Origin of the sequence: Shimia marina, from assembly GCF_001458175.1 — a bacterium.
Taxonomy (GTDB): Bacteria; Pseudomonadota; Alphaproteobacteria; order Rhodobacterales; family Rhodobacteraceae; genus Shimia; species Shimia marina.
The window spans coordinates 1-23667 of the sequence record NZ_CYPW01000002.1; the positions used below are offsets into that span (position 1 = coordinate 1).

At 53.1% G+C, this 23667-nt stretch carries 17 protein-coding genes; 7 read left to right on the forward strand and 10 right to left on the reverse strand.

The features are described from left to right. Positions 1 to 425: 425 nt before the first annotated feature. Positions 426 to 2117, reverse strand: a complete 1692-nt coding sequence (locus SHM7688_RS00945) for a hypothetical protein (RefSeq protein ID WP_058238158.1) — start codon at positions 2115 to 2117, stop codon at positions 426 to 428. A 53-nt stretch (positions 2118 to 2170) separates the two neighbouring features. Then, positions 2171 to 3235, reverse strand: a complete 1065-nt coding sequence (locus tag SHM7688_RS00950; protein WP_058238159.1) for a DUF4297 domain-containing protein — start codon at positions 3233 to 3235, stop codon at positions 2171 to 2173. 169 nt (positions 3236 to 3404) lie between these two features. Here SHM7688_RS00950 and SHM7688_RS20195 point away from each other — a divergent pair, with 169 nt between their 5' ends. After that, complete coding sequence (locus SHM7688_RS20195; protein WP_083498813.1) at positions 3405 to 4058, forward strand: competence protein CoiA; 654 nt, start codon at positions 3405 to 3407, stop codon at positions 4056 to 4058. A gap of 387 nt (positions 4059 to 4445) precedes the next feature. Beyond that, on the forward strand, positions 4446 to 6194 hold the full coding sequence (locus SHM7688_RS00960; RefSeq protein WP_058238161.1) for a GAF domain-containing hybrid sensor histidine kinase/response regulator: 1749 nt from the start codon (positions 4446 to 4448) through the stop codon (positions 6192 to 6194). A 266-nt stretch (positions 6195 to 6460) separates the two neighbouring features. Here SHM7688_RS00960 and SHM7688_RS00965 read toward each other — a convergent pair whose 3' ends face one another. The 3 genes from SHM7688_RS00965 to SHM7688_RS00975 all read right to left on the reverse strand — a co-directional run bounded on the left by SHM7688_RS00965 (position 6461) and on the right by SHM7688_RS00975 (position 11131). Continuing rightward, positions 6461 to 8929, reverse strand: a complete 2469-nt coding sequence (locus tag SHM7688_RS00965; RefSeq protein ID WP_058238162.1) for a response regulator — start codon at positions 8927 to 8929, stop codon at positions 6461 to 6463. 310 nt (positions 8930 to 9239) lie between these two features. Beyond that, complete coding sequence (locus SHM7688_RS00970; RefSeq protein ID WP_144432451.1) at positions 9240 to 9593, reverse strand: EamA family transporter; 354 nt, start codon at positions 9591 to 9593, stop codon at positions 9240 to 9242. 20 nt (positions 9594 to 9613) lie between these two features. After that, a complete protein-coding gene (locus tag SHM7688_RS00975; RefSeq protein WP_058238164.1) occupies positions 9614 to 11131 on the reverse strand; it encodes a UbiA family prenyltransferase in 1518 nt (505 codons plus the stop codon). A 160-nt stretch (positions 11132 to 11291) separates the two neighbouring features. Between SHM7688_RS00975 and SHM7688_RS00980 the strand changes: the two genes are divergently transcribed. After that, positions 11292 to 12920, forward strand: a complete 1629-nt coding sequence (locus SHM7688_RS00980; RefSeq protein WP_158500637.1) for a phospholipid carrier-dependent glycosyltransferase — start codon at positions 11292 to 11294, stop codon at positions 12918 to 12920. Positions 12921 to 13069: 149 nt separating this feature from the next. Here SHM7688_RS00980 and SHM7688_RS00985 read toward each other — a convergent pair whose 3' ends face one another. From SHM7688_RS00985 to SHM7688_RS01000, 4 genes are read right to left on the reverse strand one after another with little or no spacing between them, the layout of a single operon-like run. Continuing rightward, positions 13070 to 13801, reverse strand: a complete 732-nt coding sequence (locus SHM7688_RS00985; protein WP_058238166.1) for a proteasome-type protease — start codon at positions 13799 to 13801, stop codon at positions 13070 to 13072. Between the two features lie 9 nt (positions 13802 to 13810). Continuing rightward, a complete protein-coding gene (locus SHM7688_RS00990) occupies positions 13811 to 14608 on the reverse strand; it encodes a transglutaminase family protein (protein ID WP_058238167.1) in 798 nt (265 codons plus the stop codon). 3 nt (positions 14609 to 14611) lie between these two features. Next, the gene (locus SHM7688_RS00995; protein ID WP_058238168.1) at positions 14612 to 15553 is read right to left on the reverse strand and encodes an alpha-E domain-containing protein; all 942 of its coding nucleotides are present in this window, start codon (positions 15551 to 15553) and stop codon (positions 14612 to 14614) included. Then, entirely contained in the window at positions 15553 to 16977 is a 1425-nt protein-coding gene (locus SHM7688_RS01000) for a circularly permuted type 2 ATP-grasp protein (RefSeq protein ID WP_058238169.1), read from the reverse strand. Before SHM7688_RS01000 ends, SHM7688_RS00995 begins: the two co-directional genes overlap by 1 nt. 400 nt (positions 16978 to 17377) lie before the next feature. On the opposite strand from SHM7688_RS01000, the gene speA reads away from it, so the two are divergent. The 4 genes from speA to speB all read left to right on the forward strand — a co-directional run bounded on the left by speA (position 17378) and on the right by speB (position 22596). Continuing rightward, positions 17378 to 19267: a biosynthetic arginine decarboxylase gene (gene speA / locus SHM7688_RS01005; RefSeq protein WP_223229283.1), complete on the forward strand. Its 1890-nt coding sequence runs from the start codon at positions 17378 to 17380 to the stop codon at positions 19265 to 19267. Positions 19268 to 19290: 23 nt separating this feature from the next. After that, positions 19291 to 20502, forward strand: coding sequence for a saccharopine dehydrogenase family protein (locus tag SHM7688_RS01010; RefSeq protein WP_058238171.1), 1212 nt, complete (start codon positions 19291 to 19293; stop codon positions 20500 to 20502). 79 nt (positions 20503 to 20581) lie between these two features. Further along, positions 20582 to 21751, forward strand: a complete 1170-nt coding sequence (nspC, locus tag SHM7688_RS01015; RefSeq protein ID WP_058238172.1) for a carboxynorspermidine decarboxylase — start codon at positions 20582 to 20584, stop codon at positions 21749 to 21751. Beyond that, positions 21748 to 22596 carry an agmatinase gene (speB, locus tag SHM7688_RS01020; RefSeq protein ID WP_058238173.1) on the forward strand — a complete coding sequence of 283 codons (849 nt, stop codon included), beginning with the start codon at positions 21748 to 21750 and terminating at the stop codon, positions 22594 to 22596. Before nspC ends, speB begins: the two co-directional genes overlap by 4 nt. A gap of 12 nt (positions 22597 to 22608) precedes the next feature. Here the strand turns inward: speB and SHM7688_RS01025 are convergent, their stop codons facing one another. Further along, positions 22609 to 23502 (reverse strand): AraC family transcriptional regulator, encoded by an 894-nt coding sequence (locus SHM7688_RS01025; RefSeq protein WP_058238174.1) that lies wholly within the window; start codon positions 23500 to 23502, stop codon positions 22609 to 22611. Between the last annotated feature and the right edge of the window lie 165 nt (positions 23503 to 23667).

The following is a 23667-nucleotide window of genomic DNA, read 5'->3' on the forward strand; positions in this document are numbered from 1 at the left end:
CTGTTCGTCCGAAAATCTGCGTTTCATTGTCCATCCTTTGCTTGGACGGATTACTAACATCTCAATGGCCCGATTTCAGGGGGCTGGGTCAAAGTTCTTGTTGAGTTCTGGCGTGTGGCCTGCTGCGTTAGAAGCGCTGCCGCTTGCAAAGCCCTCGATGGGCGCAGATTGCGAGTTTGAAATGGTCATGGAAGTCTCCAATGCTCATCTGAACGGCCCCATGCCGCTCAGGTGAACAGGAAATTGTTTCGTTCGGATTTTTCGGAAACAAACCGCAAACTTTTCTTCGAACGACCGAACAGAACAACGCCCTCCTTAAGAGGGCTTGTGTTCTGTTCGGCTGTTCCGGAACCAACATTTCTATGCACGGAGGCCAGTCAGGGCTTCCACATCACACACCACCCTACACATTTTTTCTATAATAATCAGTCCATTGCAGACTTAATGAATGGATCCATGAATTCGTGCACACTTGAAAACTGGGTCTCCTCCAGCACTGAGTGCTTCTTTTGTGGCTCAATCGTCCGCCCTGCAAACTCCACAGCATGCATACTTCCAGACGCAATGATCAGTTGCGCTCCTTTTGGCTTATGCTTGATGCAGAACTCGATAGCAGACTTAGCACGTGCGCTGTCCGGATCTTGCTGCTTGGGTGTATCTATAACGATTGGTGCGAAACACCCCGTTGAAAACTTCGCAATCGTGTGCAGGATCGCGTAATTGTATGCTAGGAAAAGGCGCGGCTGGGAACTGCCCGCTTCACTGATGGTTGGCCGGATCTTTTTGTAAACAGAGCTTGGAACATTGACGATATCGAGCTCCTTACAAAATTCAACCATCTTCTTGACGTAGTAGTCGGTTATCTCCTTTTTATGCTTGCGATCATCGTATTTTTTCATCTCGGCGTTTGCCGAGGCGATACTCTGATCAGCTTTTCCGACTTCTTCATCAAGCTCTTTGGATTCATCCAGAAAAACTGCATCCACCATGCGCTCGCTCTCATCCTTGAGCATATCGCGCAGCTTCATTTCACCTCTCACAGTTTCAAGTATCGAGGTGATTTTTGCTATCCGCTCATTGAGCCTTATGGTAGGAACCATAGCGTTTTTGATATCAGAACTTAGTTTTTCGGCATTTGCAACACTTGTGACATAGATCTCTCGGCAAGCATCCGCGTCGTTCATCAAACCATACCGATTTGAAAAATCGTTAAGGTGAACAGTATTGCAGGTGGGGCAAATTATTTCAGATTCGTCTTCCTTCTTTAGGAATTTTATATCCTCCTCAAGTTCAGAAAGAATCCTCTTAGCAATCTGCATCTCTTCCAGGGCAATGGATCGAGACGATTGAAGTTCAGCGACCTTAGTTTTTATCTCATCGTAGCTGGACTGAAGGGCGTTCTGCTCTTTCAACAAGTCCTGGATACGATCAGCGAAAACTTCCGGTTCAAAAGCAATGCCAACAGAAGAACGTTTTGCACTAACACGCTCGCGGGCTCGATTCAGGGCATCTCTTTCCTTGCGCAAACCAGTGAGTTTTGCGGCGGCCTCATCCTTCTGCGATTTCGCCTGGTAATATTCTTTCGGCCGCATTCCTGTATGGAAATTTGCGACAATGTCCTTGTACCCTTTAATGAAACCCGTACCAGAAAATGACTCCCAACTTTCGGTCCATCCGCGATCTTGGTCGATATAAAAAGGCATAAAACACAATGCGGGAATGGGCGACGCAACCCCTCCCTGTTTAGTTGTCAGCTCGACTTGAAAATCAACCATCTTTGACAGTTTAGGAGCGAGCCCTTTCGTGATGCCATTTACCGCCCACAAGGGTTCTTTACGATCATTGAACAAGGCAAACACTGGCCCGAAGCGCAGCATATAAAACTCATCCTGATCGATCGAAAAGTTCAACAAGCTGGAAACGTTTGCTGCTGTCCAAGACTCAGGTGTCTTCTGCGGATCCGCACCCAGGGTGGCATAAAGTGATTTGACTAAGCTTGACTTGCCATATTCATTGTCTGCGACAACGGCTGTGACATTGTCATCCAGATCAATTTTCCTTGCTTTGCGCTCTTTTGTTGATAGCAGCCAGAGTTTTTTGAATTTCAATTTTTTCATATTTTTTTGTTCGCAAGCTTCTAACTAAAGATTTGAACTTCTTGAGTTCGGGATCATATGCACGCTTCATATATTATCATCACCTTGATACGTTGGTCGCTGATGGGTGAGAGGTGTTCCCGCGCCTTTGGCGCCACTTCTGGGAAAATCTCGGAAACAAGTTCCATCAGAGTCATCTCCCCGTCGAACTTATCATTCAATTGATTTTGAATTTCCAACCTAACGGCATCTATGGCCACATTGCTGTTGAGAGCCTCAATTCCGTATCTCGCCCACTCCTTTCTCATACTGTTTTTCTCGAAAAAGCTGCCTGAAACTTCCGATGAAATTTCATCCCAAGCCGGAGCGGACGCCTTCTGCCTTATTCGTGTAAGCCAAGCTTCTGCGTCAGTTTTCGTCACACCTCTATTCAACAATAAATCGGGAATGGATTTGGGATCACATTTTGTCCTGGATTTTCTCTGGCACTCATCCACTACCGCCCGATAAAGGGCATCGAGAGAATACTCCATTTCACCCAGGTTTTCGGAAACAAATTCACTTAATTTACCCTTTGAATGTACATCAAGATCTTCCAAGCTCAGACTGCTGCAAACAAACCGTACCAACTGTGTTTTCACATCTTTGCATTCTGGATGCTCCTTTTTGATCTGGTTTACCACTCTGGCAACCTCTTCAGGAGTACAACTATCCAGACAGAAATTTGAGGACTTTGACCCAAAGTTCATTTGGGCATTGGAAACAAAGCTTACAGCCTCAACACTATCCCCAAAATTCAAAACGTTCTGGTACATTTTGCCCATGTATGAGGGAAGGAGCTTTTCCGGGCTTATCTTACCTTTGCCTTTCTCCTGCTTTAGTATCGGTGTCAGTGTCCAATGCCCTGAAGCCTTTGTCTTGACCTGGAAAAACCTGACCCGCTCTGGGACCGTACTGCTATCAAGCACGGCGAGATCGTCATGAAACTCAAAGACAACCGCATAATCGTTACCTGACTTGTGCTCTTCGAACACCAAGGCGAGGCCGTACAGTGCTTGGTACTGAAACCTCTTGGCGGTGTCAGACCCGGAATCTTCGAGCTGAGGGGTTGAGATGAGTTTGCTTGATAGTTTGGACAAATTAGAGCTCTTGCTTCACAACTTTTGAGTAACTCTTCCAGTGCACCCCTGGTTGCACAAGCCCTTTCGTCACTTTGCTCCAAAATTTCCGCTGATGGCTGCACTTTCATTGCAAACCAAAGCCGCATATAGAATTATATGCTGAAAAACAGTCCCTTAGACTGCAATCATGAGATTTGCTTTAATCGACAGTGTTCGTTGCGAGGCCAATCCAGGGCACGCCGGAGTATGCCCGCACTGCGGGAGTGTCGTAATCGCCAAATGCGGATCTATCAAGGTAGGTCATTGGGCTCACAAGAGTCGCCGGAATTGCGACAGTTTGTGGGAGCCTGAAACTCCGTGGCATCGCTCATGGAAGGATGTGTTCCCAATAGAATGGCAGGAACACGGTCGAAGGGATCCGATAGGGGAGCTTCACATTGCCGACGTTCTGACCCCGCAAGAGTTGGCCTTGGAATTTCAACATTCACCGATCAAGAGAGATGAAGTTGAAGTAAGAACCAACTTCCACGGTAACATTTGCTGGATTGTGGACGGCCTCAGACTGGAAAACAGCTTGAAGCAGTTCAGCCATGCCCTCGACGTAGGGTACCGGATTCGCTCCCGAGGCGCCCCAATATTCCAGCGGTATCACTCTGACTCATTGCTTTTGAAGAAATGGTCCGGCTTGAATGCACCTATCGTTTTCGACTTTGGCGGTGAAGACCTTTGGATAATAGGGCGAAGTGACATAAACTCCTCCTACGTGTACCCCTTGAGGAGACCCCTTCTTGTGAGGGAGTTCAAACGAGGGAACCGTCCCCCTCCAATTCAAAACATGTAAATCGCATCAGCTATCAAACCACTTTGTGAACTTGACAAGTGGACCGACATCCTGAGATCAAGCTAAACACCTGAAACAAATGTAGAATCCTACCACCCCAGCCATCAATCCAGACATCAGTATTTATTGGCCTCAGCGGATCTCCCAGCGTCAAAAATGCCCCCAAAAGTGCCCCCCGCTGTTGGCTCCGTCTGAGTATAGTCAGCAAGGAATGCGTAGTAACTATTGCCACAGTCTACTGGCTATCCAAGCTGTGCTGAACTAAAGCGTGGTTAGCCCGATCTTAAGGGAAGCTCCCTTATGTTGCAGGTACGACGAAACACGTTGACCATTTGTTCAAAAATGGTTGGATAAAGGACAGCTCGTTAACGTGAAAGAGTGGTTACTATGAAATCAAGCTTTTTCAGTTCTTGGAAAGACATTCTGGAAATCCAGAATGCGTTTCTCAAACAGGCGCAGTCCGACCTACCTGTGGAAGACCTGCTAAAGAGCCTCACTGATCGGCTGGACGCACTCCATGATCGTCACGCAGTAAGTGTGATGCTCAAAGGAGAGGGGGAAACGCTGATTTTTGCGGCCGGCTCTCGCCTGAGCAGCGACTATATTGATCAGATCAATCCACTGCCGTACGGGCCAAATGTGGGATCCTGTGGCACCGCCGCATTCGAGAAGAAGCAAGTCATTGTCGATAATATGCTCACCCATCCGCTTTGGGCCGATTTTCGACATCTACAACCTGCGTGTGGTTACATGGCTAGTTGGTCACAGCCAATGCTCTCCAAAGACAACAGCTTACTTGGCACTTTCGCGGTGTATTTCAAAGAACCCCGAGCACCAAGCGAAATGGAGACCGATATCATTGAATCGCTTGGCAATACTGTGGGCTTCATTTTGGAGCGCAAGAAGTACGAAGACACTTTGAAAACCACAAATGCCTCCCTTGCCAAAAAGGTTGCGGCCCGAACCGCCGAGCTTGAATTACAAAAGGAAAAGGCCGAAGAAGCGAACACACTGAAAACGCGATTTCTGGCTGCAATGAGCCATGAACTCAGAACGCCACTCAACGGAATTATTGGCGCCGGGAACCTGCTGTCAAATTCAAAATTGAACAAGGAGCAGTGTGAACTCAACGAAATGTCTGTCAATTCTGCACAGCTCTTGTTGACACTGGTGAATGACCTATTGGACCTCTCCACAATCGAGAGTGGTGAATTCAAACTGAACTTGGAACCTGGAAATCTGCGCCAAAATTTGGAAGAGGTCTGCGCACTTTTTCATGTTTCCGGCAAGGCGAAACAAGTCCCGATCAACCTGTCGATTTCAGAAACGGTTTCAGCCAGGTACGCGCTTGACTACATGCGTATTAAGCAAATTATTTTCAATCTAGTCGGTAACGCCTTGAAATTCACATCCGATGGCAGTGTGGAAATCCGCGTGAGCGAGGCACCCGCGGACACTACGCCTACTTCGCTTCGGTTTGAAGTCGAGGATAATGGCATCGGGATTTCCAAAGACCACCACCAGACGATTTTTCAGCTGTTTAGGCAAGCAGATGCTTCAACCACACGCAAGTACGGCGGCACAGGACTAGGTCTCGCAATCTGTAAGAAGCTCATTGAAGGCATGGGAGGTCAAATCGGCGTTGAAAGCCAATTGGGAGAAGGCGCCCGATTTTGGTTTGAAATTCCCGCAACCACTTGCAACGTAAGTGTTAAGGAAAACGCATCGAATACGCTTGAGGTGGCTGGCATCACCGCCACCGCGCGGAGACAGGTGCTTTTGGTCGAGGACTCCGCTGTGAACCGCACCATTGCAACCAAGCTTCTTGAAACTTTGAATTGCGAAGTGGACACAGCCCAAAATGGCAAAGAGAGCTTGGACCTCATAGAAGGTAAAACCTACGATCTTGTGTTCATGGACTGCATGATGCCTGAAATGGATGGCTATGCTGCCACCAAGATCATTCGAGAACGCGAACAGACAAGCTCAGCCCCGACAACCTTACCCATCGTGGCCCTCACTGCGAATGCAATGCATGGCGACGAAGAAAAGTGTTTGAGCGCAGGTATGACAGACTATCTGACGAAGCCGTTTGATGCCAAATCGCTCGAGGCAATGTTAAGCAAGCACATATAGCCGAATCTCCAACCTAGCTTTGATGAACATAAATCAAGGAGATCTATGCGCATTGATGGCCATTGTGAAACGGCCAATACCCAAAGCTGCCTGAGCCTGATGGAGCAAGATATCCACACGGCTACAAATGCTTCCCCTGCCCACTGAAACACGCAACTTCCAGACAGGTGCTGTTTCTTTGGTGATTTTCGCCAGACTACCGACAATCATTGAACATGTCGGGACAGCCCTCCCGAAAGGGCATGCTCAGGTAATACGTTTATATGCTAGTTTTCTTGTTGCTCAGCGGCGCGTATAGACAATCTCTTTTGCCAATGGCCGATGGTGTCGATCAGCAATTGTTTACGAACGGGCTTGGATAAGAAATCATCCATTCCCGCTGCACGGCAGGCTTCTGCGTCAACGCTTTGCGCGTTGGCTGTCAACGCGATAATTGCTGCTTCTGACACCCCATTGGATCTCTCGTATTGGCGGATCAAACGCGTTGCCTCCAAGCCATTCATGACCGGCATCGACATGTCCATCAAGATAATCTCAAATGATAACTCTTTGAATAGCTCGACCGCCTCAAGACCATTTTCGGCGCAATGAATCTCTGCCCCTGTGCCCTCCAGCATTTTTCGTACGACCAATCGATTGGTGGCGTTATCTTCTGCCAACAAAACACGGCTTGGTATTCCTTCTCCGTCCACTTCAGAAACGGCACGATGTCCAAGGCTCTTGGTGACGTTACTCTGGCGCATGATGGCATCCACCAGAGCTCCTGCCATCTTGGCCGACCTCGCAGGCTTCATCAGATAACCAGAGAAACCAATATCCTGCAGATCTTCAATCGGTAGTTCCGGGCGGCTAGACGAGTAAAGAATGGCAGGCGGCACCAAATCCCCATGTACTCCCCTTAGCGTTTGCTGCACCTCGATCCCCGACATACCCGGCATATTCATGTCCAAAATCATGACATCAAAGCGATCAATATTGCCTTCACTCTTCAAAAAGGCCGTCGGGCTGTCAAACACCGTCGCCAGCGCGCCCCATGCCGACAACCTGCGACTAAGAACCAACCTGTTGATTTCCAAATCATCAACGACGGCAATCATTTTTCCCTCAAGCACTGCAAAGTCCGGTGCCACGCTTGGTTCCGGGACCTCTTCAGGCAGTTGTAAACTCAAACTGACTGTAAACGTTGACCCCCGTCCAAGTTGGGAGTGTGCACGGATCTCCCCTCCCATTTTTCGAGCGAGGCTGCGAGAAATCGCCAAGCCCAAACCCGTCCCTTCGGTTTCTCGCGTCGAGGCGCTATCCACCTGTTCAAAAGCTGAAAACACCGTGGAGAGTTGTTCTTCCGGGATACCAATACCAGTGTCAGTAACCGATATACTCAACTCTCCTGGGGCGTCGTTGCTATGCGCGACCGTCACGCCAACATCCCCGCTTTGCGTGAATTTCACGGCATTGCCCATCAGATTCAACAAAATCTGCCGGACTCGACTTTCGTCGCCAACAAAAAACTCAGGCAACTCCAAAGGATAGTCGATCCAAAGTTCGATGAGTCCCTCTTTCGCCTGAGTTTGCAGTAAAATGGTCACGTCATGAATGAGGCTGCGGAGCGAAAACACATCCGCTTTCAGGGGCAGCTTATCGGCAGAGAGCTTCGAAAAATCCAAAATGTCGTTGATGATATGCAGCAATGCAGAGGCAGAACCTTCGATGGTCTCTGCAAACAACCTCTGTTCGTCCGTCAATTGCGTCTCATTCAGCAACTCGGCCATACCCAGGATACCATTCATGGGTGTTCTGATTTCGTGACTCATATTGGCCAGAAATCGCTCTTTCGCCTGCGCAGCTTCAAGCGCATCATTTCTCGCCTCACGCGCGTCCCGTGCAGCACTCTCTGCCTGTTGTTTGGCCTCACTTAAGGTCTCTGCCTGCTCCTGCAGTCTTTGCTGCTGTTGGCGAAACTCCGTGATGTCAGATCGCAGCCCAACAAGGTTATCATTCTCTGTAATGACATCCTGGATCAGCAAAAATCGATTGCCAGGCAGCTCCCTTTCAATCGGCCGCGCCTGTCGGCTCTGACGATCGAGGCGTTCTGCAAGCCAGTCCGCTTCCCGCCCATGCGCCTCTGGATACTGACCATTCTCAAGCCCGTACCGCATAATACTTTCCCAAGTCACGCCTCTATGGATCGCGGGCGCAGAGTGAGCATAAAGCTCTTTGAATTTACTATTGAAAACGACAAGCTTGTCATCAGGGTCAAGCATGACAAAGCCTTGTGGGAGCGCCTCGACCGCCTCCTCTAGCTGATGTCTTGCCCGCTCCGCCCCCTCACGTGCGGCTTCCAACTCTGCATGGTTGGTGAGGATACCGGTGATGTCACGCTGAAAACAAACACAAAACCTACTAGGCAATGTCGCGCCCATGACAGGTCGCACTTCAAGATCAACCCAAATCGTTGAGCCGTCTTTGCATTTGTACTGAATGTGCCGATGAAAATTTCGAGCGCTTTCCAACGCATTCTGCATTGGCTGTGTCACGTCGACAATATGAGTGTCACAAATCAGAGCAAGTGGCGATTGACCAATCAGAGAATCCCGTGTCTGACCGCTCAACTGCACCAAAGCGTCATTGCACCATACAATCGTTAGATCGCACCAAGAACCATCACAAGTTTCTGCAATGTAAATGGCATCCCGCGAAAGCTCGGAAACTTGGGAAACAACACTCTGCAAATCCAACGCCTGTACCCTTCAATTGTTTCTGGCAGATGCAAAAAAACTCAAAGTCAGCCTCTCAAACGGATGCAGGATCACAGTAACTACAAAAGTATAAAAAATGGCAACCACCCAAGGTTTCGGCTAAATTTCGTGCCCCTATGGTAAATTTTGCAGCAAAATTGCATGTATTGGCTCTTAGTAAGATCAGAAACGTGTATCGTTTGCAATCACCCTACCCTCTGAAAAGAAATAACAATTTCGAGAAAACATAGGCGAACGGGGGAGGACAACCACACATGCTTTGCGCGCCCCTCGCCCATTGGCTTCAGGATCACCCCACAACTTCGCCAACAAACATCACGACCAGCCCCGATACGATTAACGCAGTTCCGATCAGGCGCGTCACACTCAGAGGTTCCCCCAGAAAAGCGAAGCTCAATACAGCCACAAAGATGAAGCTCAGCGCCACAAAAGGATACGCCACCGACAGATCAAGCGCCTTAAGAGCAAACAGCCAAAAAACCGTGCCCAACGCATAGAGGCTCAAGCCCGCCAAAACATATGGTGAAAAAACGAGGGATGCCGCCTTGCTCAAAGAAGACATTTGCGGTGCAAACGAAATCTGCGACACGCCAAGTTTGAAAAGCGTCTGAGCGACAGCAGAAAGCGCGACGCTGAATGTCATTAATAGCAGCAGCCAGAGGTTCATAGGAGCACCGTGTCTAAGTGAAGATATTTTGCCAGAAAAATGGTCACAACAACCATAAGCAGCACAATCCTGCTAATGGAATCTTTCACAGCGAATGCAACTGGGTCATCTCCAACCTTGCCGCGTGCGGCATATAGCCAACTGCGATTGAGCCAGAACATCAGCAAGGGAATGCTCAACCAAAGCAAATCGGGCGCACCATAGGCTTCCGCGACTTGCACGCTGCCAATGTATTGCGCAAGTGTCAGCAAACACAGCCCGGCATTTACGATGCCAAAACTGAACATCAACATGTCCTCCCCCCCCCAGTAGTTTCGAGAGGGGAGTTTTTCACCGTCTTCGGCAACGTCCAGAACCTCAATGAACCGCTTCATATAGGCCAAGCTGACAAAGAAGAAGAAACAGAAAGTCACCAGCCATGGGCTTACGGAGATTCCGGTCGCAGCGGCCCCTGCCCCCACGCGCAGCGTGTAAAGGAACGCGAGGGTTAGAACATCAACGGTCGAATAGGCCTTCAGATACAGCGTGTAGCCTGTCGTCATCACCAAATAGAGCAATAGCATCAAAGCAAAACCACTGCTGACCCCGAACGCGCCAATCGCAAAAGCCACAACGAGCAATAAAATAGCCGTCACCACGCCCGTGATAGGGGGCACTCTGCCAGCGGCAAAGGGACGATTGCACTTTCTGGGATGCTGTCGATCCGCAACAAGGTCAGAGAGATCATTGAGCAGATAGACCGCAGAAGCCACAAAAGAGAAGGCGAAAAATGCAAGCAGCGCGGCGGTTGTTGCAGCGGCATCCGCATAGGCATGCGCAAAAAGCAATGGCAGAAAGATCAACAGGTTTTTGGCCCATTGATGCGGGCGCATCGCCCGCGCCAAATCCGCAAATGAGCGTGTCTGATCGACGAACAAAGACATCTTGGGGCGCCATCGCTGCTTCCAGATGTTTGCCATTTTCCCAGAAGCAATGATACCGACCCGATCCGCAGCATCCCAGATTGGGACATCCGCCTGACTGTCACCGATATATTCAAACCCACGCCCCTGACAGTCCAGCACAATGGCTTTGAGCTTTCTCTCACCTTTCAGGTTCACCCCGTCCTCAGACGCCAAAACGCGATCAAAGACCCCCAGGTGCGCGGCAACAGCCTCTGCAGTGACCTTGTCCGCGGCAGAGGCTAGAACAACAGCCCTCCCCTGTGCACTCGCATCTTTGATGTACTGCAACACGTCCTCGCAATAGGGAAGTAAATCAGCGCGGAACGCGGCATGTTGGCTAGCCGCCGATTTGATCGCAGGAATATCCCGTTTCAAAGCCGCACGGAGCAACGTTCCGACGCCACGCCCGTTAAACACACAATCTAGAATTTGCTCCTGCGCTGTATCTGTCGGCGTCACCGTGCCATCCAAATCAACATAGAGAATAAGATCGTCCAACAAAGTGTCAGAAGCTGTTTTCACGGCAAGAGCGTCTTCCGTCGCAACATCACTCGAATTTTTCTCAATCATTGCCTAATCTTCACCATAGTTGCTTGAAATACTGCAACCCGCGTTCCGCCGGAAATAAGCTCACTCTCTATGACACCATTATTTTGACAAGCATATGCAAAGATTTCTACTGCTCCTACTTTTCTTAGCCGCATTTTTGCCAAGGGCACTTGGCGCAGACGTGGGATACTTTTTCGGCGATGAACGAATAAACGACGCAGCCAAGGTGCTGACAGGCCAACTTGTGCCCGGACAGCACTTCTATCCACCGCTTCTGAACTATTTGAATGCAATCGCATTTGTCGCAATGTATGTGATCGGCTTGCCGCTCGGCTGGTGGGAAGGCCTCTCCGATTTCCGCGCCCAGTATTTCTCTGACCCCACAGTATTTTACGTCACTGCACGGCTGGTTGTTGCGGCCCTCGGCGCAACCCTTGCCCCCATTGCCTATCTGCTTGCGCGGCATTTTGGGCTCAGCACGCTTCATTCCGTGAGTGTTGGCGCGATCGCCGCCCTCTTCCCGCTGGCCGTTCACTTGTCGCATTTTGCCAAAGGCGACATTCCCTTGGGTGCGGCAACAGCCCTTTGCTTTCTCGCAGTGGCGTACCGTGTGACGCAAGGAAACGGTCAAAAAGAATGGCAGCAAGACGCTGCGGTGGGGCTGAGCTTCGCGCTCGCCATGAGCTTTAAACAATCCGCGATTTTCGGTCTCCTGCCATTGTCCATCGGTATGTTTGTTTTGCTTGCTCAGCGTCAAAGCAGCAAGACCGCACTCAGGTCTTACGGACGCGCGGTCTTAATATTCGTCCCGGCTTGGAGCATTCTGAATATTGGAATCCTTCTGGATTTTCAGAGATTTTTGGAATTTCAAGGTATTCAATCGGCCATGTCGGTCAGCCAGAAAGGCGGTACTTGGGCTGGGATATCACAGATGCTCGGCACGCTGCTTGCGCCGCAATATGGCATTGGTTGGATTCTCGGCATTGCGGCCATACTGGGAGGAATATTAGTACGCCTTGAAACCTGTCAGATCAAAGACAAACCTCTGTGGCGCATCCTCTGGATATCCTCCGCTATTGGGGCCGTAACGATTGCCGCATTGACCGGCACACGCCAACCGACGCAGCTCTTCATCGCACCATTCGGAGAACTCCTGATATTGGGGGCCATTCTTTTGGCCGGGTTTGCGCAATCCGCCAAGCGACAAGCGGCCCTCCTTGGCAAGGTCAGCCTGGCGACTACTTTGCTCGGTTTCGCAATCTATATGGTGCACCCAATCGCCCAAGCCATGCGCACACCTCTCGCGGATACCATCGATGTTTATTTGGCCCAAACCCATGCTGATGACCGCGTGGTCACAATGATGCGCACAAAAGCCAAACAGTCTCCCGCCGCGCGTGACTGGGAAGATGCACGCCTGCAGCGCCTTGCCGCAAAGTACAACGTCGCGCTCCCAGAAGTTGCGCCAGAATCCCGCGCCGCAGGTACTTCTGAGCAAGCCATATTTTGGGTACCCCTGCCGCAAGCCATGTATGGCCTCGAAGATGTGACAGAAGGGGAAGAAACCTACACCGTTCAGGCACACACCTGGCCCCTTCAACCTGAAGAGTGGCAATTGCAATACTGGACACAACAGGGCTTCACCGTATTTGTCCTCAGCGATGTCGCCTATCATCTGGAACAGCGCCCGTCAGAGGTGGTCAGCCAGTTCTTTGAAGAGATTGTCACGTCTTGTCAGATAGAGCGCAGTTTCCCCCCCGCAAAACCCATGTACCTGGAATATCTGACCGAGATCTATGTTTGTACCTAACCGGCCGCGCCTGATGGGCGTGTCGTGCGATGCAAACCGACATATCTATAGCGTTTCGGGCTTAACTTGAGACACGAATACCCTGCCATGCCAACGGCATTCTCGAGACATTCGTGCCGCGATAAAAGGCAGGTAAAACCCCAAACGCTTTAGAGCTCAAAATCGTCGAGATTGTCCAAAGCCGTTTTCAGCGCGGCGCTCCACCCGTGACGTATTTTCAAGAAAAATGGATCATCTTCTTCAATCCGGCCTTCCCGCCCCTTCCGGAGGCTATCTGTCTCGTAGAGGTGAAAGTCAAACGGCGCGCCAACTGTGAGGTTGGCCTTCAGCGTGCTGTCGAAACTGACCAAAAGCAACTTCATGGCCTCGTCAAACTTCATTTGACGATCGTAGGCGCGCACCAGAATAGGACGGCCATATTTCATTTCACCGATCTGGAAAAAGGCTGTGTCCTGCCCCGCTTCTATGAAGTTCCCTTCCGGATAAATCAGGAACAGACGTGGCGGGCCGCCCGCAATCTGACCGCCTAAAATGATCGTGGCGTTAAACGCACTGTCGGCCCGCTGGCCCTCATCTCCCTGTCGTGCAATGACTTCACGCAATGTCTCTGCCACAAGCCGCGCCGCCTGAAACATGGAGGGCACTTCAAGCAGGGTGGGTGCACGCTCATCCGGCGCCTTGGTACGCTCATCCAGCAGGCTGATCACAGACTGGGTGGTCGCAAGGTTGCCAGCCGTCATCACAGTCAGGACCCGATCTCCCGGCATCTCCCAAGTGGTCATTTTGGTGAATGTCGAAATATTGTCGAGACCGGCGTTTGTGCGCGTGTCCGACATGAAGGCGATGCCTTGATCCAGCATCATGCCAACACAATACGTCATGGGAGTCCCTTACTGCTGTGCCACTTCGATCTGGACAGCCAGCGCTTCGCCTGCGCCACCAATCCGTGTCCCAGTTACAGGTGCAGCCCCTTCATAGTCCAGCCCCGTGGCCACGCGCACATACCGCGTATCAGGCGAAATGCCATTGGCAGGGTCAAAACCAACCCAGCCCAATCCCTCCACATGCACCTCCGCCCAAGCATGCATGGCATCCTGCTCTGTGCGATCATCCAACATCAGATACCCAGAGACATATCGGGCGGGCAGCCCCATATGGCGCGCCGCCGACAGAAACACATGCGCATGATCCTGACAAACCCCGGCCCCATGCGACAGCGCATCCTCCGCGGCCCAGCCGGGATCGGAAGCGCCGACCTCATATTTCACAGCCTGATGCACCGCCCCCATAAGCCCATGCAGCCGGTCAAGCTCCCCGGTGCCAGTCACCTCCCGGATCAAAGCCTTAACGCCCGCGCCCGGCTGCGTGCGCGTGGATTGGCGCAGGTAGAGCCAAAGCGGCGCAAGCCCCGAATGACGCCCGACAACACCGTGATTTTCTGAAAGTTCCACATCCCCTTCACTGGTCACGACCAGTTCGGTGGCCTCACGGTGAAAGCTCAGCAATTCGACAATATTGTGATGGTGATCTTCAAACTGCACTTCTTTCTGGCCACCTTCGATCTTTGTAGACCAGTTCAGCACCCATTGCTGATGTCCCGTCTTGGGCGTTTTGCGCAATTGCTGAAGACCATAGGCCACAGGCGCATCAAAGTGATAGCGGGTGGAATGACGAATTTTCAGGCGCATGTCTTACTCATAGAACCGATAGTCATGTTCGATCTGCTGCCCCAGATCAGCCAGCAGCATGAGCACCTTCTGAATGAACTCATGCAGACCAAAGTCAAAGACAGCATCAATATCATGTGACAGATAGGTACGCTCCAAATGCCCAACCTTGGCCATAGATGGCATCCGGCTCCCATAAGACGAGGCCAGATATCCCAGATTGTCACGCAGTTTCCGGGTACAAAACGCAAGGCTGCGCGGCATACGCTTGTCCAGTATCAAAAACTGAGAAATATCACGCGGATCGGCAATTGGGCCGTATTCCATGCGAAACCCGCCCCGCCCGGAAACCGCCGACAGGATTGTCTCCCACTGCACATTGTCCACGGTAGAGCCCACAGCACTCAGTGATGGCAGCAGCACGTAATATTTCACATCAAGAATACGCGCCGTGTTGTCCGCCCGTTCCAGAAAGGTGCCGATGCGCGCAAAATCATAAATGTCGTTGCGCATCATCGTACCATGGGTTGCTCCGCGCACCAGAGCCGTGCCTTGACGGATTGCCCCCAAAGTCGCGGGAAGATCACGCTCACTGACCTTGCGCTGTGTCAGAGACTGCGCCCGCATATAAACACCGTTGAGCGCCTCCCAGACCTCTTCTGTCAGCGCAGCCCGCACCATACGCGCATTCTGTCGCGCGGCCGAAATGTCGGACATCACAGAAGCCGGGTTGTCCTTATCACGCAACATCCAGTTGATTGCTGCATCTTTGGTCAATCGCTCGTGCGCCGCATCATACCCTTCAGCCATCCCGCCGGTTTGCAGGATCGACCGCCACTCTTCGTCAGAACTGCCCAACCGCGTCAAAGCGATCCTCTGCCCGGTCTCAATCAGACGTGCTGCATTCTCAGCCCGTTCCAGATAGCGATACATCCAGTAGAGGCCATTTGCCGTTTTCCCCAGCATCACGCCTCCAAAACCCAAGTGTCTTTGGTGCCGCCGCCCTGCGATGAATTCACCACAAGCGAACCTTTCTTCAGCGCCACACGGGTTAAGCCCCCCGGTGTGATTTGCACCCCATCCGGACTGACCAGAACGAAGGGGCGTAAATCCACATGGCGGGGTGCCAGACCAGAGCGCGCAAAAATCGGTACTGTCGACAGGCTCAAAGTCGGTTGTGCAATGTAGTTGCCTGGGCGCGCCTTGAGTTTCTTACGGAACGCAGCAATCTCACGCTTGGTGGCCGTGGGGCCAATCAGCATCCCGTACCCACCAGAGCCGTGCACCTCTTTGACCACCAGCTCTTCCAAGTTATCGAGCACATAGGCCAAGCTGTCAGGCTCCGCACAGCGCCAGGTCGGCACATTTTCAAGCAGCGGGCGCTCTCCGGTATAGAACTCAACGATTTCGGGCATATAGCTATAGATCGCCTTATCATCAGCAATACCTGTGCCCGGTGCGTTGGCAATGGTGATCCGCCCCGCGCGGTACACGTCCATGATCCCCGGCACACCCAGCTGGCTTTCAGGATTGAAGTTGAGCGGGTCAAGAAACTCATCATCCACCCGCCGATAGAGCACATCAATTGGCTGATACCCTTGGGTGGTGCGCATCGCGACCCGGCCATCCACGACGCGCAGATCGTGGCCCTCAACCAGCTCGACCCCCATTTCATCTGCGAGAAAAGCATGCTCAAAATAGGCCGAATTAAAAATTCCCGGTGTCAGAACCCCAACGGTTGGTTTGCGCCCCAACCCGCTGGGCGCGCAGGCCTGCAAAGACCGCAGCAGTTGTGCCGGGTATTGCTGCACAGGCTGCACCCGGTTCTTGGAAAACAGCTCCGGAAACATCTGCAACATGGTTTCGCGGTTTTCCAACATATAGCTCACCCCCGACGGCGTCCGCGCATTGTCTTCCAGCACATAGAATTGATCCGGCCCGGTCCGCACCAGATCGATGCCAACGATATGCGTGTAAATGTTACCCGGTGGCGTCAGCCCAATCATACAGGGCTCAAATGCACTGTTCTTAGCGATCATCTCCTGCGGAATGCGGCCAGCCTTTATGATTTCCTGCCCATGATAAATGTCATGCAGAAAAGCATTGATGGCGCGCACACGCTGCTCAATTCCTCGGCTCAGCCGCACCCACTCTGCGCCCGAAATAATGCGAGGAATGATGTCAAAGGGAATAAGCCGCTCTTCCGCTTCCGCGCGCCCATAGACATTGAAGGTGATGCCTGTGAGACGGAAAAGCTCTTCTGCCTCACGTTGCTTCGCTCGCAATCGTTTGGGATCTTCGTCCGCGATCCATTGATCAAATTGTTGATAAGGGCCACGCACCGTCTGATCGTGACCAAGCATTTCGTCAAAAATAGTGTCATTGCTCATGCCCTCAGTTTTGAGACGGCACTCAGAAGGTCTATGACCTTGCTCATTTTGTCGACGCCTTGACAGGATCGGCGCCTGACCTGCCCTTTTTTTACGCAGCCTGGCATTGCAAATGGGCAAGTGTTAAAAACCGCTTAACGCGAATAGCCGCGTTTTCCATCGCGCCCTCCGCACCAGCACTACCTGCTCTTTCCTCTCCCGCACGGCATATTTTTAATTGACAGAATTTTTCACCCTTTCTATGACGCCCCCACTCTTCCCTTGAGGAAGCCGCAATGGAGTGTGCGCGGATGAAATGGCTTCATTTCCGAAAAGCAGGACAGATTGAACCCGCCTGACAGCGGGTCGCACGCTCTCTTCCCTTTTTTGACATCTTAAATCTCGCATGAGGCTTGTTCCGGTGACACAAGAACAGTCTATCTCCGCATCCGTGTACGGCATTGACCGCTGGGGCAAAGGTCTGGTGACCACGCTGCCAAACGGTGACGTTGCGCTCTGCGATCCAGCGCATCCTGACACCGCGCCCTTCAGCCTGCCCACGATCCTGCAAGATCTGCAACAACGCGGCATTGCAAGCCCGATGGTCCTGCGCATCAAGAGCTTTCTGGAAGCCGAAATCCGGACGCTGAATGAAAGCTTTGCACGCGCCATTGCCAGCACCGGATATCAGGCCCCCTACCGCGGCGTGTTCCCGATCAAAGTGAACCAGCAGGCACAGGTGGTGGACCGCATCGTCGAATATGGTCGTCAGTACGACTATGGGCTGGAAGCAGGCTCCAAACCCGAACTGGTGATTGCTCTGGCGCATCGTCTGGCCAAAGACGCGCTGATCGTCTGCAACGGTGTCAAAGATGCTGAGTTCATCCGCCTTGCCATCCTGTCGCGCCGGATTGGCTTCAACACTGTGATCGTGCTGGAAAGTCCCAAAGAGGCCGAAATCGTCATCGATGTGGCCCGCGAATTGGAGATGGAACCCCTGCTGGGCGTACGCGTCAAACTCACCAACCAAATCAGCGGTAAATGGCAAAGCAGCTCTGGGGACCGTTCTGCCTTTGGCATGAACACCGATCAGCTGATCCGCGTGGTCGACCGGCTGCGCGACGCGGGGCTGGTGCATTGTCTGAAACTCCAGCACTCCCATCTGGGCAGTCAGGTGCCTGACGTGAACGACGTGCGCCGCGCCGCAACTGAGGCCTGCCGCTATTTTACAGAACTCACCGCACAGGGCGTGCCTCTCACCCATCTGGATCTGGGGGGCGGTCTTGGCGTGGACTACACCGGCGAAAAACGCGCCTCGGAAAACTCCATCAACTACTCTATCGCCGAATATGCCACCGCTGTGGTGGAAACCGTGGCGTACGCCATGGATGAAGCCAAAGTGGCCCATCCGGTACTGGTGACAGAAAGCGGCCGCGCGGTCTCGGCCACCTCTTCCATGCTGATCTTTGATGTCTTGGAAAGCACGCTCTATGACGCACCAGATGCCCCAGACGTTCAGCCAGAGGATCACCATCTGGTCTCAGATCTGGCTGCCGTTTCCGGCTATTTGGTTGCTGATCGCGTGCAGGAATGCTGGAACGACGCGCGATTTTATCGTGATGAACTGCGGGCCCTGTTCCGTCGCGGCCATGTCGACCTGCGCCAGATGGCGCGGGCTGAACGCATCTATCTCAATCTGATGGCCCGCATCAAAGACATCGCTCGCAGCGCAGAGGCCAATGGTGATCTCGACAAAGAGCTGCAGAAAATTGCCGATGTCTACCACTGCAATTTCTCTGTGTTTCAATCCTTGCCAGATGTCTGGGCCATTGATCAGCTGCACCCGATTGTACCCCTGCAAATGCTTGATCAGGTGCCTGATCGCCGCGCGGTTCTCTCCGACATCACCTGTGACAGCGATGGCAAACTTGATCAGTTCATTCTGGACGGCGAAATTGCCCCCTCTCTGCCGGTGCATTCGCTGCCAGAAAATCAGCCCTATTATCTCGGGGTGTTTTTTGTCGGCGCCTATCAGGAAACACTGGGCGATCTGCACAACCTCTTTGGCGACACCAATGTGGTGACCATTGAGCTGCGCGCGGATGGCGGGTTTGACCTCCTGCATGAACAGGAAGGCGACACCATCGCCGAAGTGCTGTCTTATGTGGAATATGACCCAGCCGACTGCCTCGCCGCCTTCCGCAAAATGGTGGATGAGGCGATCTCACAGGGCCACCTCGCCAGCAGTGCACGCAAAACCCTCATCGGCGCTTACCGCGACTCGATGAATGGCTATACTTACTTCGAATAACCCTCTTCAGTCAGGAGACGATCATGGGAAAGACACTTGTAGTCGGAGCGGGCGGCGTCAGCCACGCGGCGGTCCACAAAATGGCCATGAATGCCGAGATCTTCACGGAGATCACACTGGCCAGCCGCACCAAATCCAAATGTGATGCCATCGCTGCCAGCGTCAAGGAACGCGTCGGCGTAGAGATCAAGACCGCGCAGCTGGATGCCATGGATGTGGCCGCCACCGTGGCGCTGATCAAAGAGACCGGCGCGGAAATTCTTGTGAACCTCGCGCTGCCATATCAGGATCTGAAACTGATGGACGCCTGCCTTGAGGCAGGGTGCCACTATCTCGATACGGCAAACTATGAGCCCGAGGATGAGGCGAAGTTTGAATACCACTGGCAGTGGGCCTATCAGGACAAATTCAAAGAAGCCGGCCTGACCGCCATTCTCGGCTCCGGCTTTGATCCGGGCGTAACATCTGTCTTTGCCACATGGCTGAAGAAGCACAAGCTCGACACCATCCGTCAGATCGATGTGCTGGACGCCAATGGCGGCTCCAACGATCAGGCCTTTGCCACCAACTTCAACCCGGAAATCAACCTGCGCGAAGTCTTGCAAGAAGCCCGCCACTGGGAAAGCGGCGACTGGCAAACCACACCCGCCATGACCCATAAAGTCGAATTCGACTTCCCCGGCATTGGCCCCAAAAACATGTACCTCATGTATCATGAGGAGCTGGAAAGCCTCTCCACCCACTTCCCGGAAATTGAACGCGCCCGTTTCTGGATGACCTTCGGCGATGCCTATATCATGCACGCCAAAGTGCTGGAAAACGTCGGCATGACCCGCATTGATCCGGTGATGCACAACGGTCAGGAAATCATCCCGATCCAATTCCTGAAAACCCTGCTGCCCGATCCCGGCGATCTGGGGGAACAGACTAAGGGCAAAGCCTGCATCGGCGACATCGCCACAGGTCAGGCCAAAGATGGCTCCGGTGAGAAAACCTACTACATCTACAACATCTGCGACCATGAGGAGTGCTTTGCCGAGGTCGGCTCACAGGCCGTATCCTACACCACCGGCGTGCCTGCCATGATCGGTGCGGCGCAGGTTCTGAAAGGCAATTGGGTGAAACCCGGCGTCTGGAATATGGAGCAACTGGATCCCGATAATTTCATGGACATGCTCAATGACCACGGCCTGCCTTGGCAGGTGCATGAACTCGAAGGTCCCGTCAGCTTCTAACTCTACGGCCTTCATTTGGCCAAAAATATCCCGGGGGTCCGGGGGCGGTGCCCCCGGCTCTCCTCTTTCGGAGCCTCCAATGTCTGACATGATGCAAACTCAAGCGGGAGACGCCGGTGCCTTTCGCCATTTTGATCTCAGCCGCGTACCCTCTCCCTGTTTTGTGGTGGACGCCGCCGCCATTGAACAAAACCTGCGCATACTCAAATCCGTTTCGGATCAGTCGGGGGCCCATATCCTGTCGGCTCTGAAAGCCTTCTCCATGTTCTCCCTGGCCCCTCTGGTGCGCCGATACCTCGGCGGCACCTGCGCCAGTGGCGTGTTTGAAGCCCGTCTGGGACGCGAGGAATATGGCGGAGAGGTCGCCACCTTTTGTGCCGGCTACAAAGACAGCGACATTGACGAAATTTTGGCGCTGTCTGATCACATCATTTTCAACAGCCCCGCCCAGAAAGACCGTTTCCTTGCGAAAGCACAAGCCGCAAATGTCTCCGTCGGGCTGCGCATCAACCCTGAACACTCTGAGGGCGAAATCCCCAAATATGATCCCTGTGCCCCCTGCTCCCGCCTCGGCACGCCAGTGAGCCACCTCACCCCCGAAGTTCTCGAAGGTGTGGATGGTCTGCACATGCACACTTTGTGTGAGCAAGGCTTTGACCCGCTGGCACGCACATGGGCGGCGGTAGAGCCCAAACTGCGCCCCTATCTTGCAAATCTCAAATGGCTCAACTTCGGTGGCGGCCACCACATCACGCGGGCGGATTATGACCGCGCGGCGCTGATTTCTTTTATCAAAAACATCCGCACAAGCTATGATCTGGAGGTCTATCTGGAGCCGGGCGAAGCGGTGGCGCTGGATGCAGGCATTCTGGTTGGCGAAATCCTCGATCTGCCCCGTAACGGCATGGATCTGGCGATCACCGATATCTCCGCCACCTGCCACATGCCAGATGTGATCGAAGCCCCCTATCGCCCTGCCCTGCTGGATGAGGCAGGCGCGGGGCACAGCTATCGCCTCGGCGGCCCCTCCTGCCTCGCGGGCGACGTGATTGGCGATTACACTTGGGCGCAACCACTTGCGATCGGGCAGCGCTTTGCCTTCCTCGATCAGGCGCATTACTCCATGGTGAAAACCAACACTTTCAACGGCGTGCCCCTGCCCGCCATTGCGCTGTGGAACAGCGAAACCAACGCGCTCACCATGGTGCGCCAATTCGACTACACCGATTTTAAGGAGCGCCTGTCATGAGCGTTTTTCTGGACAGTGAACTGACCGAGAGTGAGCGCAGCGAAAAGGCGCATTTTCACATTCTGCCAATGCCGCTGGAACGCACCGTGTCCTACGGTGCTGGCACGGGCGCAGGCCCTGCGGCCATTCTTGCGGCCTCCAATGAATTGGAGCGGCTCTGTAACGGCACAGAACCCTGTGCACAGGGCATTTATACTCACCCCGCCCTCCCCTGTGACGGGCCACTGCCCGATGTCATGGAACACCTTGCCAGCAAAACAGAAGCCATCGTGAAGGCCGGGAAGCTTCCCGTCACTTTGGGCGGGGAACATTCCCTCAGCTATGGTGCGGTGATGGGCGTGGCACGCGCCTTGGGACAACCCATCGGAATAGTGCAGATTGACGCCCATGCCGATCTGCGCATTGCCTATCAGGATGAAAAGCACTCCCACGCCTCTGTCATGCATCTGCTGGCCGAAGAAGGCGTGCGGTTGGCCCAGTTTGGTGTGCGGGCGCTTTGCACTCAGGAAGCAGAAAGCCGCGCCCGCAATGCCGTCTTTCATGTCGATGCCGAAGAGCTGGTCACCGGCAATATCCACGCGATAGATCTGCCAGAGGATTTCCCGGAGCTGATCTATGTGAGCTTTGATGTGGACGGCCTTGACCCAAGCCAGATGCCCGCCACGGGCACGCCAGTGCCCGGCGGGTTGAGCTACTATCAGGCGCTGCATCTGGTGGAGCACGCCCTCAAGGGGCGACGCTGCGTTGGTATCGATGTGGTAGAGCTGGCCCCAAACGGCGATGAAACCTGGGATTTCACCGCCGCACAGATTGTCTACCGGCTAATGGCCGCGACTCTGTCCTGACCCTGCCTCTTCTTAGATGGCAAGCAGCGTGCCCGTGGCTTTGTGATCGCTTGGAGACACCCCAAACTTACGCGAGTATTCCCGGCTGAACTGGGTCGGGCTTTCATAGCCCACATCATAGGCGGCGGCCGCCACCGAACGTTGGCCAGCCGCCAGAAGACGCCGCGCCTCCATCAGGCGCAGCTCCTTTTGGTACTGTAGCGGTGTGGTAGATGTCACCGCCTTAAAATGTTCGTGAAATGCCGACAGGCTCATACCAGACTCTGCGGCCAAATCGGCCACGGGGATTTGGGACGTATAATTTGCACGAATGTAAGCAATGGTCTTTGAGATCCGGCTCGCGGCACTTTCATGGCGCAACAATTGCCGCAGCATACATCCATGGCGCGCACGCAAGAGCCTGAAATGAATTTCCTTCATCACCAAAGGAGCCAACGCCCGTGCCTCCAGAGGATCCTGTGACAGTTGATACAGCCGCATCACGGCATCGACCAACGCAGCGTCCCCCTTTTCCACGCGCATAGAGTGTAGGTCTTTCGCAGGCGCGCCAATACCGCCGATCTCATCATAGAGGCTCCGCGCCAGCGCCAAATCCAATTTGAGGGCAAGTGCCACATAAGGCGCCTGCGCGCTTGCCTGTATCACAGCGGACTCCACATGCACCGCGTGGCTCACCAAAAGTGTATCTCCTGCAGAATACCGCAATACGCGCCCGCCAATCTGTGCCTCTTTGGTGCCCTGAAGCACCAGACACATCACCGGCTCATAAAACCCTGCTTTGCACGCACTCACCTCAGGATCCGCAAAGGCAAACAACCCATCCACGCCCGTCTGACAGCCAACGCCCAAAGCGTCTTCTGAAGCGACCAGATCAAAAACACTCTGCACAATATCTTTGGCAATCATCAGCGTCTCCTTTGCCCCAGAAATATAGGCCCCCAAGGCAAGAAGAGAATAGTCAAATCCCGGCACCCCGGAGGAATAGGCAGATCATTTGGAGAAAAAGGCAAGGGGCCCAGGCATCTCTGTGCTATTTTTAACAGGCAACAGGGCGGCAATAGCCGTGCACAG

What these genes read in the sequence shown, in the direction of transcription:
- SHM7688_RS00970 (WP_144432451.1), bottom strand. Translation starts at nt 9,593, where the DNA reads ATGACATTCAGCGTCGCGCTTTCTGCTGTCGCTCAGACGCTTTTCAAA.
- SHM7688_RS01025 (WP_058238174.1), bottom strand. Translation starts at nt 23,502, where the DNA reads ATGATTGCCAAAGATATTGTGCAGAGTGTTTTTGATCTGGTCGCTTCA.
- SHM7688_RS00975 (WP_058238164.1), bottom strand. Translation starts at nt 11,131, where the DNA reads ATGATTGAGAAAAATTCGAGTGATGTTGCGACGGAAGACGCTCTTGCC.
- SHM7688_RS00960 (WP_058238161.1), top strand. Translation starts at nt 4,446, where the DNA reads ATGAAATCAAGCTTTTTCAGTTCTTGGAAAGACATTCTGGAAATCCAG.
- SHM7688_RS00995 (WP_058238168.1), bottom strand. Translation starts at nt 15,553, where the DNA reads ATGCTGGGGAAAACGGCAAATGGCCTCTACTGGATGTATCGCTATCTG.
- speB (WP_058238173.1), top strand. Translation starts at nt 21,748, where the DNA reads ATGAGCGTTTTTCTGGACAGTGAACTGACCGAGAGTGAGCGCAGCGAA.
- SHM7688_RS01010 (WP_058238171.1), top strand. Translation starts at nt 19,291, where the DNA reads ATGGGAAAGACACTTGTAGTCGGAGCGGGCGGCGTCAGCCACGCGGCG.
- nspC (WP_058238172.1), top strand. Translation starts at nt 20,582, where the DNA reads ATGTCTGACATGATGCAAACTCAAGCGGGAGACGCCGGTGCCTTTCGC.
- SHM7688_RS20195 (WP_083498813.1), top strand. Translation starts at nt 3,405, where the DNA reads ATGAGATTTGCTTTAATCGACAGTGTTCGTTGCGAGGCCAATCCAGGG.
- SHM7688_RS00985 (WP_058238166.1), bottom strand. Translation starts at nt 13,801, where the DNA reads ATGACGTATTGTGTTGGCATGATGCTGGATCAAGGCATCGCCTTCATG.
- SHM7688_RS00990 (WP_058238167.1), bottom strand. Translation starts at nt 14,608, where the DNA reads ATGCGCCTGAAAATTCGTCATTCCACCCGCTATCACTTTGATGCGCCT.
- SHM7688_RS00945 (WP_058238158.1), bottom strand. Translation starts at nt 2,117, where the DNA reads ATGAAAAAATTGAAATTCAAAAAACTCTGGCTGCTATCAACAAAAGAG.
- SHM7688_RS01000 (WP_058238169.1), bottom strand. Translation starts at nt 16,977, where the DNA reads ATGAGCAATGACACTATTTTTGACGAAATGCTTGGTCACGATCAGACG.